15 protein-coding genes are annotated in these 17133 nt (G+C 71.8%); 4 read left to right on the plus strand and 11 right to left on the minus strand.

From position 1 onward, the window contains the following. Positions 1–9: 9 nt before the first annotated feature. The 3 genes from TR46_RS24820 to TR46_RS24830 form a co-directional block, all read right to left on the minus strand. Complete coding sequence (locus TR46_RS24820; protein WP_042405101.1) at positions 10–417, minus strand: hypothetical protein; 408 nt, start codon at positions 415–417, stop codon at positions 10–12. A 381-nt stretch (positions 418–798) separates the two neighbouring features. After that, complete coding sequence (locus TR46_RS24825; protein ID WP_084718894.1) at positions 799–1758, minus strand: ATP-dependent DNA ligase; 960 nt, start codon at positions 1756–1758, stop codon at positions 799–801. A 111-nt stretch (positions 1759–1869) separates the two neighbouring features. Further along, entirely contained in the window at positions 1870–2640 is a 771-nt protein-coding gene (locus TR46_RS24830; RefSeq protein WP_042405102.1) for an SDR family NAD(P)-dependent oxidoreductase, read from the minus strand. A 126-nt stretch (positions 2641–2766) separates the two neighbouring features. Here TR46_RS24830 and TR46_RS24835 point away from each other — a divergent pair, with 126 nt between their 5' ends. After that, on the plus strand, positions 2767–3369 hold the full coding sequence (locus TR46_RS24835) for a TetR/AcrR family transcriptional regulator (protein ID WP_042405103.1): 603 nt from the start codon (positions 2767–2769) through the stop codon (positions 3367–3369). Positions 3370–3421: 52 nt separating this feature from the next. On the opposite strand, the gene TR46_RS41350 is transcribed toward TR46_RS24835, so the two are convergent. The 3 genes from TR46_RS41350 to TR46_RS24850 form a co-directional block, all read right to left on the minus strand. After that, positions 3422–4603 (minus strand): hypothetical protein, encoded by a 1182-nt coding sequence (locus TR46_RS41350; protein WP_042405104.1) that lies wholly within the window; start codon positions 4601–4603, stop codon positions 3422–3424. A 2-nt stretch (positions 4604–4605) separates the two neighbouring features. After that, on the minus strand, positions 4606–5157 hold the full coding sequence (locus tag TR46_RS24845) for a SigE family RNA polymerase sigma factor (protein WP_042405106.1): 552 nt from the start codon (positions 5155–5157) through the stop codon (positions 4606–4608). A gap of 210 nt (positions 5158–5367) precedes the next feature. Then, the gene (locus tag TR46_RS24850) at positions 5368–6156 is read right to left on the minus strand and encodes a TetR/AcrR family transcriptional regulator (RefSeq protein WP_236655485.1); all 789 of its coding nucleotides are present in this window, start codon (positions 6154–6156) and stop codon (positions 5368–5370) included. An 83-nt stretch (positions 6157–6239) separates the two neighbouring features. On the opposite strand from TR46_RS24850, the gene TR46_RS24855 reads away from it, so the two are divergent. Further along, positions 6240–7304: a medium chain dehydrogenase/reductase family protein gene (locus tag TR46_RS24855; RefSeq protein WP_042405107.1), complete on the plus strand. Its 1065-nt coding sequence runs from the start codon at positions 6240–6242 to the stop codon at positions 7302–7304. A gap of 114 nt (positions 7305–7418) precedes the next feature. After that, positions 7419–8453, plus strand: a complete 1035-nt coding sequence (locus tag TR46_RS24860; RefSeq protein WP_042405109.1) for a LacI family DNA-binding transcriptional regulator — start codon at positions 7419–7421, stop codon at positions 8451–8453. A gap of 155 nt (positions 8454–8608) precedes the next feature. Here TR46_RS24860 and TR46_RS24865 read toward each other — a convergent pair whose 3' ends face one another. From TR46_RS24865 to TR46_RS24885, 5 genes are all read right to left on the minus strand, one after another. Continuing rightward, positions 8609–9640: a LacI family DNA-binding transcriptional regulator gene (locus TR46_RS24865; RefSeq protein ID WP_042405111.1), complete on the minus strand. Its 1032-nt coding sequence runs from the start codon at positions 9638–9640 to the stop codon at positions 8609–8611. A 36-nt stretch (positions 9641–9676) separates the two neighbouring features. Next, positions 9677–10699, minus strand: a complete 1023-nt coding sequence (locus TR46_RS24870) for an ABC transporter permease (protein ID WP_042405113.1) — start codon at positions 10697–10699, stop codon at positions 9677–9679. Beyond that, positions 10696–11661, minus strand: coding sequence for an ABC transporter permease (locus TR46_RS24875; RefSeq protein ID WP_042405116.1), 966 nt, complete (start codon positions 11659–11661; stop codon positions 10696–10698). Before TR46_RS24875 ends, TR46_RS24870 begins: the two co-directional genes overlap by 4 nt. Beyond that, positions 11658–13286 carry a sugar ABC transporter ATP-binding protein gene (locus TR46_RS24880; protein WP_084718896.1) on the minus strand — a complete coding sequence of 543 codons (1629 nt, stop codon included), beginning with the start codon at positions 13284–13286 and terminating at the stop codon, positions 11658–11660. The genes TR46_RS24875 and TR46_RS24880 overlap by 4 nt, the downstream gene beginning before the upstream one ends. 83 nt (positions 13287–13369) lie before the next feature. Next, positions 13370–14488, minus strand: coding sequence for an ABC transporter substrate-binding protein (locus TR46_RS24885; protein WP_042405118.1), 1119 nt, complete (start codon positions 14486–14488; stop codon positions 13370–13372). Between the two features lie 373 nt (positions 14489–14861). On the opposite strand from TR46_RS24885, the gene TR46_RS24890 reads away from it, so the two are divergent. Next, the gene (locus tag TR46_RS24890; protein ID WP_042405120.1) at positions 14862–17057 is read left to right on the plus strand and encodes a glutaminase family protein; all 2196 of its coding nucleotides are present in this window, start codon (positions 14862–14864) and stop codon (positions 17055–17057) included. Positions 17058–17133 lie beyond the last annotated feature (76 nt).

Raw genomic sequence — 17133 nt, forward strand, 5'->3', positions numbered from 1 at the left:
CCGCGCTGGTCAGCGTGCCCAGACCGCGTCCGTGCCGGAGGTGCGGTCCACGACCCGGTGGTGGGCGTTGAAGACGGCCACGAGCTGTGAGCGGAACTGGATCTCGCCCCGGTGCGGCGCACGGACGTTCAGCCCGAGGCTGTACTTGTTGGTGCAGGCGAGCTGCTTCCACGCTCCGGTGCCGACCCGCTCGTCGATGCACAGCTGTATCGGCGTGGCGCCGAAGTCGTCGCTGCTGCCCGAGGCGGTGACCCGCACCGTGTGGCCGACCGCGACATGGTGGCTGCTGACCCCGACGGCGATGCTCGACTTGGCCCACGCGGACCCCGCGCCGACGGCGATGCCGCCGACGGCGAGGGCGGCGACGGCCGCGGCAGATCCGGCCCGGCGCACGACGAGCTTCTTGCCAGTGTTCATGACTTCCTCCTGGTAAGGGGGTGGCACGTATACCGATCATGTGTTCGTCGTAATGGACGTCGGCCGTTCTGCGCGGGTTGCACCCCGCAACGGCTCTTCCCAGACTCTTGCCAGGAAACTGCCAGCAAACCTCCGCCGAACGGGGGTCTCGGGTTCCGCTACCCCCGTTCGGTCGACATGGGCGCCGCAGAGCCCGGGTCAGGCCGGGTGGTGCGGGGCCCCCGGAATCGACGCGGAAGGCGCCGATGTTGCGGGCGAGCCTGCGCGCGATGGTCCAGGAGGGGCCTGGTCGGGCGGAAGGTGGAGCCGACGACGCCGCCTCGGGTCACCCACGGGCCGACCGGGTTCGGCCACGACGTCAGCGAGCCGCTGACGGACCTGTCAGTCGGCGTGCGCACCGCGCAGGCCGCGCCAGACCGGGTGGTGCAGCACGCCGGAATCGGTGACGTCGAGGTAGTCGACTTCGGCGGTGACGTCGGGGCGGACGAACCGGAGCGGTTCGGAGCGGGGGAGGGCGGGGCCGGCGGTGAAGGGGGAGCGGTCGGTGCCGAGGTGGCTCAGCAGTCCGGCCAGGGCCTTGCGTTCGGCGTCGGAGAAGCCGGCCCCGACCCGGCCGACATAGCGCAGGTCGGCCCCGTCGCGGACGCCGAGCAGCAGCGCCCGGACGGTGGTGCCGGCCGGGATCCACCCGCCGACGATGACGTCCAGGGACTTGGTGTGCTTGAACTTGATCCAGTCCCGGGACCGCACGCCGGGCTGGTAGGAGGAGTCCAGACGCTTGGCGATCACGCCCTCCAGGCCCTTCTGCGCCGTCCACTCCAGCGCCGCGTCGGCTTCGCTCCCGGGCCAGGCCGGGGGGACGGCGATGCAGTGCCCGTCCAGGGGGAGGGACTCCAGGAGCTTGCGCCGGCCGCGGTAGTCCGTGCTGGTCAGCGGGTGGCCGTTCAGCCAGAGCAAGTCGAAGAGGATCACTGTGACCGGGAAGGTCCGCGCCCCGACCCGGATCGCCGCAGGGCGGCGCAGCGACATCCGCTCCTGGAGTCGGCCGAAGGAGGGCCGGCCGTCCGGGCCGGTGGCGATGATCTCGCAGTCGAACACCGCGTCGGTCCCGGGAAGGAGGTCCAGCAGTTCGGCGGCCTCGGGAAACCGCTCGGTGGCCGAGTGGGCATTGCGGGTCAGCAGCCGCAGCCCGGCGGCGCCGTCCAGGTAGGCGGCGATCCGGACCCCGTCCCATTTGACCTCCACCGCCCACTGGTCCGGCTCGGCGGGAAGCCGGGTGCCCGGCGTGGCGAGCATCGGCCGGATCAACGGCAGTTCGACGAGTGCAGGACCCAGGGCCACGGTGATCAGCGCCTTCGGAGCAGCGGCGTGTGTGCAAGCACGCCGACCGTCCCGGTCATCCGCTGCGATCGACGCCTGTCCACGCTACGACTGGACGGCCAACGCCGCAGCTCAGCGGGCGATGACCGCGACTGCGGTGCGTCCGCCGTCCACGTCCAGGACGGTGCCGTGGACGAAGCCGGCCTCGTCGGAGGCGAGGTAGACCGCCGCCTGGGCGATGGCCTCCGGGAGGCCGTGGGCGCCGGCCGGGGTGCCGTGCATCAGGACGTCGCCGGGGTGGACGTCGGCTCCGGGCGGGGTCGGGGAGTGGACCACGCCGGGGGAGACGGCGTTCACCCGGATGCCCTGCGGGCCGAACTCGGCCGCCCAACTGCGGGTGAGGGCCTCCATCGCGGCCTTGGACGAGCTGTAGACGGGGCTGCTGGCGACGGCGAGCCGGGCGATCCAGGAGCCGAGGTTGATCACCGTGCCGCCGCCTGCCTCGATCATCACCGGCGCCAGGGCCGCGGTGAGGAAGAACGGCGCCTTGACGTTGACGGCGTGGATCCGGTCGAAGGTGGCCTCGTCGATGTCGGCGGTGGAGTGGCTCGGATAGATGCCGGCGTTGTTGACCAGGATGTCCACGCGACCGCCCAGAGCCCGGACGGCCTCCGCGGCCAGCGTGCGGGACGCGTCCGCGCTGCCGTCGAGATCGGCGGCCAGGAAGTCCGCCTTTCCGCCCGCGGCGCGGATCCCGGCGACGACCTCCTCCCCGCGCTCGCGGCTGCGACCGGCCACCGCGACATGTGCTCCCTCGGCGGCCAGCGCGACCGCGATCGCGCGGCCGATGTTGCTGGTGGCACCGGTGACCAGGGCGGTCTTGTGGTTCAGGCGGTTGCTCATGACGATGCTGCTCCCATGTGTGCCGGGGTTGACGGTCGACGATGCCGATAGTGCTCCGCGAAAAATGGACCAGCAAGTCCAATCCGATTAGGGTGGACTCTGCAGTCCAGAAGCAGGAGGAGCGCGATGGGCGGAGCACTCACGGCCAAGGGGCGGGCCACCCGGGACCGGATCGTCCACGGCGCCGCGGAGGTGCTGCGCGACCGGGGCGTGGCCTCGGCAACCCTGGACGACGTGCTGTCCCGCACCGGAACGAGCAAGAGCCAGCTGTTCCACTACTTCCCCGAGGGCAAGGACCAACTGCTACTCGCCGTGGCCCAGTTGGAGGCCGACCAGGTGCTCGCCGACCAGCAGCCGCATCTGGGCTGCCTGGACTCCTGGGACGCCTGGTCCCGCTGGCGCGACGCCGTCGTCGAACGCTACGAGGAGCAGGGGGACCACTGCCCGCTGGGCTCGATGTTCCTGCAGATCGGCCGGGACACCCCCGGCGCGCGGGCGATCGTGGTCGAGCTGCTGCGCCAGTGGCAGGAGCACCTGGCCACCGGCATCAGAGCCATGCAGGAAGCAGGACACGTGCCCGCCGGCCTCGACGTCGACCGCGCGGCGGCAGCCCTGCTCGCCGGGATCCAGGGCGGGGTGACGATCCTGCTCTCCACCGGCCGCTCCGACCACCTCCGCGCGGCTCTGGACCAGGGCATCGCCGGACTGCGCCCCATATCTGTGCCCTGAACAGCGGTGTCCCGGACCAACCCCGTGGGTCCGGGACACCGCTGTGGCTCTGTCAGGAGATGGAGAAGAACGGAGTGTCGCCCCGCACGCTGAAGCTCGGGACAGTGCTGACGGTGGTTGAGCCGCCGCCCGGCCCGTCGGTGCCGTTCGTGGCCGTTATCGACAACTGGCCGCGCGGGGCGGTGAGGCAGGCGTCGTGGGTGGGCGGGACGATCAACCGGAAGCGCAGGGTCACGCTCTGGCCGGCCGCGAGCGGGACCGTGTCGAACCGCGGCCACTGCTGGGCGAGCGAGATGTTCTGCCAGGACGCGCCGTTCCACCACTGGGCGGTGGTGAACGGGGTGTAGCTGCAGTAGGCGGTGGACCCGTAGGCATCGAAGTAGAGACCCACCGCGCTGTAGTCGGCCGTGGTGCCGTTGGTCAGGGTGAAGTCGGACTCGGCCGAGGTGGTGCCGTGTTTCACCGAGCTCGGTCCGGTCGCGGTTATCGTCGGTGCGGCCAGCGGGAGGGTCCGTGCCTGCGAGACCGGCGCCGTGGCGCCGTCGACCAGGCTGACCCGGAAGCTGACGGACTCGACGCCGACCGGTGTCACCCGGAGGTGCTCCTGCACGCTCGTCCCCGCCGGGAGGGACAGCCGGTACGTCGCGGTGTCGGCGCCCATTCCAGAAGCCGCCGCGGTGTAGCTGACCGGGACCGCGACCCACGCGCCGCCGGGACCGTCCTGGCGCTGCACGATGCCGCGCTCCGAGGGCGTGGTCGACATGGGCGCTCCACCGGTCGGGGTGCCCAGGTTCACCGTGACCGTCTCGGTGCGGGCCGCGCCGGAGTTGGTGGCGGTGAAGCCGACCAGGTTGGCGGTGCCCTTGGCCAGGGCCGTGGGCAGTTGGAGGGACAGGGCGGGGGGTGCGTTGCCGGTGCCGCTCGACGTCGGGGCCGGTGGCGAGCTCGGACTCCTGCTGGGGCCCGCACTCGGGCTCGGACCGCCGGTGCTGGCGGAAACGCTCGGGCTGACGACGGGCACCACTGCGTCCGAGTCCCCGCCGGGCTGACCCCATGCCAGCGCGGCGCCGACGCCTCCGGCGAGGATCGCCGCTGACAGGGCGGAGACGGCGATCCGCCGGTGCACCGTGCGCTGTGCTCCGCGCCGGCGGGCGGCTTCGGGGCCGTGCGGCCGCGCGGCTGCTGCGGCCGAGGCGGCGATGGTCGACAGCTGGGTGTCGAGGTCCTCAGGCACGGCTAGATCTCCTTCCCGGTGACGGGCCGTGGACCGGCGCCCCGGTCGCTGGTGCGGGGCGCCGCGATGTCGGTGTGCTCCGACAGGTGGGGGGCGAGGGCCTTGCGGCCGCGGGAGAGCCGGGCCTTGACCGTTCCGGCCGGCACGCCGCACTGGGCGGCTATCTCGTCCACCGACAGGCCGACCAGGTGGTGCAGCACGATCGACTCGCGCTGGTCGGCTGAGATCTTCCGCAGCGCCGCCACCAGGGCGAGGTGATCCGGGTTCAGGCCCTGCACCATGGCAGGAGTGCGGTCCCGGCGGTGCGCCGAGAGCCGGTTCACGGCCTTGCGCCAGGACGAGACGCTGAGCCGGTAGGCGACGGTGCGCACCCAGACCTCGGGCGCGCCCAGCCTGCTGACCCTGGACCAGCGCTGCCAGGCCCGCGCATAGGCCTCCTGGACGCAGTCCTCGGCCTCGTTCATGCTGCCCGTCATGGCGTACACCTGGCCCACCGTCCGCCGGTACGTCGCGGCGTAGAACCCGTCGAAATCGACACTGGGCTCGTCGCTCACCGCGCCTCCCCTCCCACTTGTCCTTCGGCAGCGTGCTCCCTGGCCCTGCCGCAGTGTTCACGTCTGGCGGGGCACCCCAGTTGCATGCGGAGGCCAGGAAATATCGGGCCGGTCGGGCCTGGCAGGCGGGCAGCGGCGGCGCCTCGGTGCGAACGGCCCGGTGAACCCGGGGCCGGACAACGGCCTGAAGGACGTCAGGCCGCCAGACCGTCAGACAGCAGAAGGCCGCTGCCGTGCGACCTGGGCCTGCTCGATCAGGGTGCGCACCTCGGCTTCGAAGAGCAGGGCAGGGTCGATGCCGGTGGAGGCAAGGTGGTGGCCCAGTTCCAGGCTGATCACGCCGTGCAGCCTGGTCCAGCAGAACAGCCCCAGCGCTAGCACCGGCACCGGCAGGTCGGGCATGGAGGTGCGGGCCGCCCAGGCACGGAGCTGCTCGCCCAGCGCGGATTCGTCGGGCTCAGAGGCCTCGCCGTCCGGATCCGAATCCAACCCCGAACCCGAGCCCGCGTCCGGCCCGGCCAACGGCAGCAGGGCGCCGAACACGGCGGCCATGGTCCGGGACGCCGCCGGGACGGTGCGCTCGGGGGCGAGGTCCTGGCCCGAGCCGCTGGTGGTCTGGAAGATCAGCCGGTAGGGGTTGGGGTGCTCCAGGGCCCAGCCGCGAAAGGCCTGCGCCAGGGCGGTGAGCTGCTGCGCCGGCCCGGCGCCGCTGCGTTCGACGGCGGCCTCGACCGTGTCCGCGAGCGAGTCGTAGAACTCGACGACCAGGTCGGCCAGCAGTGCGTCGCGGCCGTCGAAGTAGCGGTAGATCGCGGCGGGTGACATCGCCATGGTGCGGGCGATGCCGTTGAGCGAGACCGCCTCCGGACCGCCGACGGCGATCTGCTCCATCGCCAGTGCCTTGATCTCCTGCAGCGTCTGCTCGCGCCGCTGCTCGCGCCGGCTCGGCCGGACCGTGCCTGCCGCCATCTGCATCACCCATTCACTTTGAGACTGCATTGACAGAGTAGCAGTGCATCCATACTGTGATGGGTATTAACTTTGCAGCTGTAGGTAACCAACGAGAGCAAGGGACGTGGATCATGAACAGCGGCCACCAGGAAGCCGGCACCGCCACCGCCACCGCCACCGAGGTCGTCCTGCCGGGACTGGTCGAGCCGGACGGGCTGGTCGTCAGCAGCCGTCCGCTGCCGGTCGCCGGGGCGGGGCAGGCGCTGGTCCGGGTCGAGGCCAGCGGCATCTCCTTCGCCGAGCAGCAGATGCGCCGTGGCCGCTACCCCGGCCAGCCCGCGTTCCCCTTCGTGCCCGGCTACGACCTGATCGGTGAGGTCACCGCGGTCGGCCCCGGAGTCGAACATTCGCTCGTCGGGACCCGGGTCGCGGCGTTGACCAAGACCGGCGGCTGGGCCAGCCACGCGGTGCTGTCGGCCGACACCCTGGTCCCGGTCCCCGAAGGGCTGGGCGCGGTCGAGGCCGAGACGGTGGTCGTCAACGGCCTGACGGCCTGGGGCCTGCTGCACCGCAAGGCCAAGGTCCGGCGCGGCCAGACCGTCCTGGTGCACGGGGCCAACGGCGGCGTCGGCACTGTCCTGGTCCAACTCGCCCGGCACGCCGGGGTGCGGGTGATCGGCGCCGCCTCGCCGCGGCACCACGACGCGCTGCGGGCCCTGGGCGTCGAGCCGGTCGACTACGCGGACCTGGACGCCCTGGTCGCCCGGGTGCGGGAACTCGCCCCGGGCGGGGTCGACGCCGTCTTCGACAACATCGGCGGCGCCACCCTGAAGGCCTCCTGGAAGCTGCTGGCCCCCAAGGGCACGCTGGTCAGCTACGCCATCGCCTCGGCAGCGAGCGGAACCGAAGCGCTGGTGCCGCAGTTCATCGCGCTGCTGGCCCGGCTCGCACTGTGGTCCGCGCTGTCCAACCGGGGCCGCAGCGCGAGCTTCTACGACGTGTGGAGCGGCAAGCACCTGCGCCCGGCCCACTTCCGCGCCGTCCTGCACCAGGACCTGGGCACGGTCCTCGGTCTGCTCGCCGACGGCGTGCTCACCGCCGAGGTCGGCGCCCGCTTCCCGCTCACCGAGATCGCCGCGGCGATGAAGCTGGCCGAGTCGCACACGGTGCGCGGCAAGGTCGTGCTGATCCCTTGAACGGGGTCGGTCGGAGCGGGTTGTACCGAGTTGCGGAACAGCCGCTATTCTCACGTTGAAACGGCGTCATGGAGGGCTCGTGGGGCCCCCGCCGGAGGTGGACGGGGTGGGTCCGTGGCGGCAAGGAGCGGCGGCTCGGCGGTGGCGCGGCTCAAGGACGTCGCGGAGGCCGCCGGGGTCTCGGTGAAGACGGTCTCCAATGTCGTCAACGGATCCGTCCAGGTGGCCGAGGAGACCCGGGCCCGGGTCCAGCTGGCGATCGACGAGTTGGGCTACCAGCCGAACATGACGGCCCGTCGGCTGCGCACGGGACGCAGCGGGGTGATCGCCCTGGCCTTCCCCGAACTGCCTTCGCCGTACTTCGCCGAACTCGCGGTCGAGGTGATCGCGGCGGCCCGCCGGCACGGCTGCACGGTGCTGATGGACGACACCGGGGGAGACCCGGGGGCGGAGCTGCGGATCGCCTCGGGGCTCGGCGATCCGATGATCGACGGGGTGATCCTGAGCCCGCTGGGGCTGGACCAGGCCGAGCTGGTGGACCGGGAGCGCCCGATCCCGCTGGTGCTGCTCGGCGAGGCCGACCTGGGCCCGGTCGCGGACCGGGTGCACATCGACAATGTGTCGGCGGCCCGGGACGCCACCCGGCACCTGGTGGACCAGGGGTACCGCCGGATCGGCGCCATCGGCTGGCAGGACCCCTCGCCCCGGGCCACCGCGCAGCAGCGGCTGCAGGGCTACGCCGAGGCACTGCAGAGCGCCGGGCTGCAGCTGGACCCCGCGCTCCACCCGCCGGTGCGCTCCTACTTCCGGCCGGACGGGGCCGCGGCGATGCGGCGGCTGCTGAAGCTGCCGGAACGGCCCGACGCCGTCTTCTGCTTCAACGACCTGCTGGCGCTGGGTGCGATGCGCGCGGTGCACGAGGCGGGGCTGCGGACTCCGGAGGACATCGCGCTGGTCGGCTTCGACGACGTGGAGGAGGCCGAGTACGCGATCCCCTCGCTGACGACCATCGCCCCGGACAAGACCAAGATCGCGGAACTGGCGGTCAGCCTGCTGCTGCAGCGGATCGTCCACGGGGACGCGGCGCCCAGTCAGTTCCTGACCCCTGGTTACCGGTTGGTGGTCCGGGAGAGCAGCCGCCGCCGCTGAGGGATCGTCCTCATCCGCGGACCGTAGGTGGTTGGTCGCGCAGTTCCCCGCGCCCCTGACGGGGCTGCAACTGAACCACGGTGAGTGAGTTGCACCCCCTCCAGGGGCGCGGGGAACTGCGCGACCAACCAGGCACATGCGGCACCGAAAGGCCGTCAGAACCTCCGCCCGGCCCCCGCCGTGGACTCCCGCACGACGAGCCTGTGACCGGGACGGATCCGCCGTGGCGGGGGTGCCGCCTGCCGGCTGCCCGCGGCGATGCGTTCCAGGAGGCAGTCCACCGCGAGTCGGGCGATCTCATGCTTGTCCGGGGCGACCGTGGTCAGGGACACCGCTGCGTAGCGGCCTTCCTCGACGTCGTCGAATCCCACCACGGCCACGTCCTGCGGCACCCGCAGCCCGCGTTCCGACAGGGCGCGCATCGCCCCGAGGGCCACCACGTCGTTGTAGGCGAAGACGGCGTCGAGCCGCTCGCCGCGGTCCAGCAGGGCGGCCATCGCGACCGCGCCGTCGCGGCGGTCGTAGCCCTCGGTGGCGGCGACCAGCGCGTCCCGGGCGACTCCGCCGGACGCGGTGATCTCCTGCCGCCAGCCGCGCAGCCGCAGATGGGCCGGCTGCCGCGCGCTCTCCTGCCGGGCGCCCAGGAAGGCGATGTGACGGCGGCCCAGGTCCAGCAGGTGCCGAACGGCGGCCCGGGCGGCGGCGACATTGTCGATGGCGATGTGGTCGTACGGCGCGTCGTACTCCCGCTCGCCGAGCAGCACCATCGGCGGTCCCCCGGTCCGCGCGAGCAGGTCCTCGGCCTCCAGCTGGATCGGGCTGAGGATGAGTCCGTCGATGAGGTGCGCGCGGAAGCCCTGGGAGACCAGGGCCTCCTTCTCACGCAGCCCTGCGGTGTGGTCGAGCAGCACGATCTGCTCATGCAGCGCGGCCGCGTCGATGACGGCTCCGGCGACCTCGGCGAAGTACGGGTTGCCGAGTTCGGGGACGGCCAGCGCGATGATGCCGGTACGGCCCTTGCGCAGGTGGCGCGCCGTCAGATTGGGCCGGTAGCCCAGTTCGTCGATGGCGCGCTGGACCCGGGCCCGCGTCTCCGGCGTCACATGGGGATAGGCGTTGACCACATTGGAGACGGTCTTGACGGACACGCCCGCGCGGAGCGCGACGTCCTTGAGGCTGACGCCCACGGCACTCTTTCCTGGTGTTCGAAACGGGCGCTGCGGTCAGGACAGCTGCTGGGTTCTGCTGAGGAGTGTCTGCAGCAGCACCACCAGCGCCAGGAACGCGCCGTTGACGGTGTCGGTGAAGGCCGACCCGTACTGGGAGAAGTAGTGGTCGATCAGGTTGTGGATCACCGCGAGCAGCAGTACCCCGCTGACGGTGCCGCCGATGGAGCCGCTGCCGCCGGTGAGCAGCGTGCCGCCGATGACGACGGCGGAGATGGCGGTGAGCTCGTAGCCGACGCCGATGGTGGTGACGCCCGATCCGAGGCGTGCGCTGCCCAGAGCGCCTGCTGCGGCGGCCAGGGTGCCGGAGAGCAGGTAGACCAGGACCTTGGCGCGGGCGACCGGCAGACCCATCAGCACGGCGGCGTTCTCGTTGCCGCCCAGCGCGGTGAGGGCGGCGCCGAAACGGGTGCGGGTCAGCAGCAGCCCTCCGAGCGCGAACAGCACCGCTACCAGGACCACCGGCGTCCACACCCCGGCGCCGAGGTTGCGGAACCACGACCCGGCCGGAACCAGATAGGTGGTCGCCCCTTCACGGGTGACCGCCTGCAGCAGTCCGCGGGCGCCGAGCAGCCCGGCCAGGGTGACGATGAAGGGCGCCATGCCGGCCCGGGCGATCAGCAGTCCCTGGACGGTTCCCCAGGCAGCGCCGACCGCCAGCGGCAGCAGGATCGCGAGCCAGGTCCCGCCGGTCTGCGCGCCGTAGGCGCCCAGTACCCCGCCGAGCGCGTACATCGAGCCCACGGAGAGGTCGATTCCGCCGGTGATGATCACAAAGGTCATGCCGAGGGCGAGCAGCCAGACGAAGGCGTTGTTCCCCAGGATGCTGCTGATGTTGGACCAGGTGGGGAAGGTCGCGGAGGTGGCCGAGGCGATGGCGGCGACCAGCACCAGCACCGCGAGCGCGCCGCGGTGCTGGATCTGCCCGGCGAGCCGTTCGCGCAGCGGCAGCCGGGCGCCCTGGGCCGCCGGGCCGGTCCCGGCGGGCGTCGTGGTGGACGGGAGGACGGTGGGGCTCATCGGGTACCACGCTCCTGCGAGGCGTACACGGCGCAGCAGATGATGGCCGCCTCGACGATCTGGGTGTACGAGTTGGGCACGTCGTGCTGGGTGAGCACGGCGGTGATCAGCTGCATGAACAGCGCCCCGGCCACGGTGCCGAGCACCCGGACCCGGCCGCCGGTCAGCGGGGTGCCGCCGACCACCACCGCGGTGATCGCGTTGAGCTCCAGGTTCAGCCCCTGGTTGGCCGGGTCCGCCTCGGCGCCGTGGCCGACGATCATCACTCCGGCGAGGGCGGCCAGCACCCCGGAGACCACGTAGACGGTCAGCAGCACCCGCCGCACCGGCAGGCCCGCCAGCCGGCTCGCCTGCCGGTTGTCGCCGATGGCGACGAGGCGTCGGCCGAAGGTGGTGCGGCGCACCACGAAGCCGACGACCAGCGCGCACAGCGCGGCGATCCAGGCCATCAGCGGGACGCCGCTGAAGCTGTCGGAGCCCAGCCCCAGCAGCGCGGCGTCGGTGACCGGCTTGGCGGAGTTGCCGTTGACGATCTCGGCGAGCCCGCGCACTCCGATCATCAGCGACAGCGTCGCCACGATGGGCTGCACCCGGGCGAAGGCGACCATCGCCCCGCCCACCGCCCCGGTGGCGGCGCCCAGGAGCAGGGCCAGCAGCAGCGCCGGGGCGAGCCCGTAGCCCAGGTAGAGCGGGACGACCGCGGCGGCGAGCGCGACCACGGCGCCGACGGAGAGGTCGATGCCCTCGGTGCCGATGACCAGGGCCATGCCGAGGGCGACCAGCAGGGTGGGGGCGACCTGGAACAGCTGGATGCGGACATTGCCGGAGGACACGAAGCTGCCGTCGAGGGCGACGGCGACCAGGAACAGGACGGCCAGCGCCGCGTACACGCCGTACTCCTGAAGCAGTCTCAGCAGCCGGTCGCGGTCGCGGATCGCGCCGGTCCAGGCGAGGGTGGTCATGACTGCGGCTCCTTGTCGTGGTCCTGCCTGTCCTGCCCGACCTGCCTGTCCTGCCCGACCTGCCCGACCTGACCGACCTGCCTGTCCTGTCCGTCCTGGGCCAGGGCTCCGAGCAGTGCGTCCTCGCTGACCTGGTCGCCTGCGAGCTCGCCGACGACCCGGCCGTCCTTGAGGACCACCACCCGGTCCGACCCCTCGATCAGCTCCTCCAGCTCGGAGGAGATCAGCAGCACGCCGAGTCCGTCGCCGGCCAGCTCGTTGATCAGTGCCTGCACCTCGGCCTTGGCGCCGACGTCGATCCCGCGGGTGGGCTCGTCCAGCAGCAGGACCTTGGGCTGCAGGCATAGCCAGCGGGCCAGCAGCACCTTCTGCTGGTTGCCGCCGGACAGGTCGCCGACCCGCTGGTCCGGGCCGGAGGCCTTGATCCGCAGCCGGTCCATGAAGAACCGCACCAGTTCGTCCTGCTTGGCCTGGGAGACCAGGCCGGCCCGGGACAGCCGCGGCAGCGCGGCCAGCGCGATGTTCTCGCGCACCGACAGGCTGGGGATGATGCCCTCGGCCTTGCGGTCCTCGGCCAGCATGACCACCCCGGCCCGCATCGCGGCGGCGGGGCTGCGGCGGCGCAGGACAGTACCGTCGACCTCGACCGATCCGCCGTCGGCGGCCAGCGCGCCGATGATGGCCTTGGCGGTCTCGCTGCGGCCCGCGCCCAGCAGCCCGCCCAGGCCGACGACCTCGCCGGGGCGGATGTCCAGGGAGACCCCGTGCAGGCGGTGACGCACGTTCAGCTGCGTCGCCCGGAGGGCGGGCCGGCCCTCGGTCGCGGCGTCGCGGTCGGCGTCGAAGGCGGTGGCGCCCTCCTCCCGGACGGTGGCCGGCTCCCGGCCGAGCATCAGCGAGATCAGCTTCAGCCGCTCCAGTCCGGCGATCTCCCCGGTGTGCACGACCGCGCCGTCGCGCATGACGGTGACCCGGTCGCAGACCGCGTAGAGCTCGTCCAGCCGGTGGCTGACGTAGACCACGGCGATGCCGTGGTCCTTCAACCGGCGGATCACCTCGAACAGGGTGTCCACCTCGCGGGGCTCCAGGGACGAGGTCGGCTCGTCCATGATCACCACTCGGGCGTCCACCTGCACCGCGCGGGCCAGCGCCACCATCTGCTGCGCGCCGAGCCCCAGCGTCCGCAGCGGCCGGGTGACGTCGGTGTCCACGCCGAAGCGCCGCAGCTCCGCCGCCGCGTCGCGGTTCATCCGGCGTACGTCGACCAGGCCGAGGCGGCGCGGTTCGCGGCCCAGGTAGAGGTTGCGGGCCACCGACATCAGCGGCACCAGGTTGACCTCCTGGTAGATGGTCGAGATCCCGGCCGCCTGGGCCTCCAGCGGATTGCGGAACTCCCGGTCCCGGCCCGCGAACCGGATCCGGCCGGCGTCCGGGCGGTAGACCCCGGTCATCACCTTGATCAGGGTGGACTTGCCGGCGCCGTTCTCGCCGATCAGGGCGTGCACCTCGCCCTGGCGCAGGGTGAAGTGCACACCGATCAGGGCGTGCACGCCCGCGAAGCTCTTGTCGACCCCGGCGACCTCCAGGACGGAGTCGGGCACGGGGACCGGGGCCTGCTGGACCAACGTTTACCTCCTCGGACGGGGCCGCCGCCGGCCCCGGGGCCGTGTCCGCTGCGGCGGCCCCGGGTGCCCGCGACCGGGCCGGATCAGTAGACGAGCCCCTGGGAGAGCGCCTGCTGGGCGTTGGCGCCGGTGAAGTGGCCGTCCTTGATGATGACCTTGGGCTGCACGCCGGTGCTGCCGAAGAAGTCCTTGAGCGACTGGAAGGCCAGCGGGCCGAAGCGGGGGTTGGTCTCGATGTCCGCGACCAGCTGTCCGGCGGCGACGTCCTGGACGACCTGCTGGATCCCGTCGATGGACACGATCTTGATGTCCTTGCCAGGGGTCTTCCCGGCGGACTTGATGGCCTGGATCGCACCCAGCGCCATGGCGTCGTTCTCGGCGTAGACGGCGTTGATGTCGGAGTGCGCCTGGAGCAGCTGCTCCATCACCTTCTGGCCGTCGGTCTGGTCGAAGTTGCCGGTCTGCGAGGCGACCACGCTCATGTTCGGGTACTTGGCGGTGAGTTGGTCGGTGAAGCCCTTGGTCCGGTCGGCCGACACGTTGTTGCCGGGGGTGCCCTGGAGGATCGCGACATGCGCCTTCGCACCGGTGGCGCCCGCCAGGTCGTCGGCGGCGATCTGCGCCTGGCCGTAGAAGTCGGAGCCGATGAAGGCGATGAAGTCGGAGCAGGCCGTGCCGGTGACGGTGCGGTCGATGGTGAGCACCGGGATCTTCTTGGCCTTGGCCTGGGCCAGTGCGGGCCCGAGGCCGTCGGAGTTCTCCGGGGCCACGACCAGGACCTTGGCGCCCTGCGCGATCATGTCCTCGATCTGCGAGTTCTGGGCGTTCACATCGGCGTTGGCGTTGCGCTCGATCAGTTTGACGCCGAGCCGCTTGGCCTCGGTCTCGATGCTCTTGGTCTCGGTGGCGCGGAACGGATTGCTCGTGGACTCGGACTGCGAGAAGCCGACGACGGTCTTGCCGTCGGTGATGTCCAGCTGAGGAACGCCGCCGGCGTAGGACTGGTAGGTGCAGCCGGGGCCGGAGGGGGAGCCGGACGGCGAGACCACCTGCTGGGCGTCGGCGGTGTTGGCCGCAGTGGGTACGGCTGAGGTTGAAGTCGCGCTACTGGTACCGGAGTTGGTGCACGCGGTCACGGCCAGGAGCAGGCCGCCGGAGAGGAGTGCCGCGCTCACGGCTCTGGCCCGGGGGGAGGCGTTCATGCGCCGATCACATCCTTGGAAGAAGGGTGGGAGGGTGAGGGGTGCGCAATTTCCAACGTTGGAGAGGACAGTGGGCCATGAGCAGACAAGCTGTCAAGAGTCTGTGCCGCAAACGATTCAGACGACGTGTCAGACAGCGGCGGTAAAGGGTCCAGTCGCCCGCGATGTGGCCGGTCGAGGGGGTGAGTGGCAGTAAAGGTCCAGCTCAGGACAGACTCTGACGCTCCATCGGATGTTGCGGGAGTGGATGTCGAGGGGGTGGACACGACGCGATCACCGTGCTGTCATTCTTCCGGTCGCGTATTTCCAACGTTGTCATCCAGATTTCCCCCTGCCACCACTGCTCTGCCGAGCAGCCCCTGGAGGAACACACATGACAGACCCCCAGTACACCCGCCGCGGGCTGATCCGCTGGTCCGGCGCCGCCGGGATCGGAGCCGCGGGACTGGCGCTGCTGCCGCCCGGCACGGCCCACGCCGCCGCGCCCGCGAACCAGGCCGAAGCGGCGGGCACGGCGGGTGTCGCCGGCGCCGACACCCTCGCCACGAGCCTGACCACCGACTTCGACCCGATCCGGCCCCCTGCGGTCCCGCTGGCCGTGCGTTCGCCCTACCTCAGCACCTGGCTCCCGGCCGACAACCCGGCCGGCACCTGGCCCACCTTCTGGACCGGGCGCACCACCGCGATGACCGGCATCGCCCAGATCGACGGCGTGCCCTTCCTCTTCCTGGGCGCTCCCAACATCGCCGGCCACGTGCTGCGCGGCATGGCCCAGCGCAGGCTCACCACGACCGCCACCGCGTCCCGGTTCCTCTTCGAGGCCGCCGGGGTGGAGCTGACCCTCACCTTCCGCTCCCCGGTCGAGCCCGGGGACCTGCGCCGCCAGTCCGTGCCGCTGTCCTACGTCACCGCCGACGTCCGCAGCACCGACGGGCGCACCCACCAGGTCCGGCTCTACTTCGACATCTCCGGGGAGTGGGTCCATGCCAACGCCGGCACGCCGATCCGCTGGTCGCAGGAGCAGGTCTCCGGCTCAGGCGCCGCGCTGACCGCGCTCAGCCTCACCCCCGACGCGCCGAAGGTACTGGCCGAGGACGGTGACATGGCGACCTGGGGCACCATCGTCTGGAACGCCACCGACCGTCCGGGACTCACCTGGCAGATCGGCGCCGACACCGCGGTGCGCCCGGCCGCGCTGAGCGACGGAAAGCTGGGCAACTCCTCGGACGGCGACCAGCCGCGCCCCATCAACGACAACTGGCCGGTCTTCGCCTTCCACTTCGACCTGGGCGGCGTGGGCGGGGCCCCACAGTCCGCGGTGCTCTCGGTGGGCCACGTCCGCGAGCCCGCCGTCAGCTACCTCGGTGCCCAGCTGCCGCCGCTGTGGAAGTCCTCCTGGTCCAGTTGGCAGCAGATGGCGGCCTGGTTCCACGCCGACGCCGCGGCCGCCCGCAAGCGCGGCGACGCCCTGGACGCCAGGATCCGGCAGCAGGCCACGGCCGCCGGCGGCGCCGAGTACGCGGCCCTGTGCGCCCTCGCGCTGCGGCAGGCCTACGCCGGCATCGAGCTGGTCAGCCGGGACGGTCAGCCCTGGGCCTTCCTCAAGGAGATCTCCAGCGACGGCAATGTCTCGACGATCGACGTCACCTACCCGGCGATGCCGGTCTTCGCCTACGCCGACCCCGGGTACCTCGGGCTGCTGCTGGCGCCCATGCTGGACTACGCCGAGCACGGCGGCTGGCCCAAGGCCTTCGCCGAGCACGACCTGGGCTCCAGCTACCCCAACGCCTCCGGCCACAACGACGGCAACGAGGAGGACATGCCGATCGAGGAGTCGGCCAACGTGCTCATCATGAGCGCCGCCTACGCCGCACGGACCGGTGGCGCCACGGCGCGCGCCTTCGCCACCACGCACTACCCGGTCCTGAAGCAGTGGGCCGACTACCTCGTCGACAACACCCTCGACCCGGGCTTCCAGAACCAGACCGACGACTTCACCGGATTCATCGGCCACAGCGCCAACCTCGCCCTGAAGGGGATCATCGCGGTGGGCGCGATGGGCCGGATCGCCGAGCTGGCCGGGAGGACGGCCGACGCGGACCACTACCGCTCGGTCTCCCGTGACTACATCTCCCAGTGGGGCGTACTGGCCCAGGACGCCTCCGGGGACCACCTCAAGCTCGCCTACGACCAGCCCGGCACCTGGAGCCTGAAGTACAACGGCTATCCGGACGCGCTGCTGGGCCTGGGCCTGGTCCCCGAGGCGGTCGCCGCCCAGGAGGCGGCCTGGTACCTCACCCAGGTCAACCAGTACGGCGTCCCGCTGGACGTCCGCCACTCCTACACCAAGGGCGACTGGGAGATGTGGACCGCCGCCTGGCTGCGGGACCACCCGGTCAGCCGGTACCTGGTCGACTCCCTCTACGCCTTCGTCCACACCTCGCCGTCCCGCGTCCCCTTCACCGACTGGTACGACACGGTGAACGACCGTCAGAACGGCTTCCAGGCCCGCCCGGTGGTCGGCGGAGTGTTCGCCCTGCTCAGCCTGGCCCGCCCTCAAGGCCTCTGACCGGAACGGCCCGGCGCCTCCCCCGTCCCTGCTCGCGGGGGAGGCGCCGGACCGTTCGTCGGGCTCAGGTCAGCGC

It is taken from the genome of Streptacidiphilus carbonis (assembly GCF_000787775.1).
Taxonomy (GTDB): Bacteria; Actinomycetota; Actinomycetes; order Streptomycetales; family Streptomycetaceae; genus Streptacidiphilus; species Streptacidiphilus carbonis.

What these genes read in the sequence shown, in the direction of transcription:
- TR46_RS24820 (WP_042405101.1), bottom strand. Translation starts at nt 417, where the DNA reads ATGAACACTGGCAAGAAGCTCGTCGTGCGCCGGGCCGGATCTGCCGCG.
- TR46_RS24830 (WP_042405102.1), bottom strand. Translation starts at nt 2,640, where the DNA reads ATGAGCAACCGCCTGAACCACAAGACCGCCCTGGTCACCGGTGCCACC.
- TR46_RS24835 (WP_042405103.1), top strand. Translation starts at nt 2,767, where the DNA reads ATGGGCGGAGCACTCACGGCCAAGGGGCGGGCCACCCGGGACCGGATC.
- TR46_RS24850 (WP_236655485.1), bottom strand. Translation starts at nt 6,156, where the DNA reads ATGCAGTCTCAAAGTGAATGGGTGATGCAGATGGCGGCAGGCACGGTC.
- TR46_RS24855 (WP_042405107.1), top strand. Translation starts at nt 6,240, where the DNA reads ATGAACAGCGGCCACCAGGAAGCCGGCACCGCCACCGCCACCGCCACC.
- TR46_RS24870 (WP_042405113.1), bottom strand. Translation starts at nt 10,699, where the DNA reads ATGAGCCCCACCGTCCTCCCGTCCACCACGACGCCCGCCGGGACCGGC.
- TR46_RS24875 (WP_042405116.1), bottom strand. Translation starts at nt 11,661, where the DNA reads ATGACCACCCTCGCCTGGACCGGCGCGATCCGCGACCGCGACCGGCTG.
- TR46_RS24885 (WP_042405118.1), bottom strand. Translation starts at nt 14,488, where the DNA reads ATGAACGCCTCCCCCCGGGCCAGAGCCGTGAGCGCGGCACTCCTCTCC.
- TR46_RS24890 (WP_042405120.1), top strand. Translation starts at nt 14,862, where the DNA reads ATGACAGACCCCCAGTACACCCGCCGCGGGCTGATCCGCTGGTCCGGC.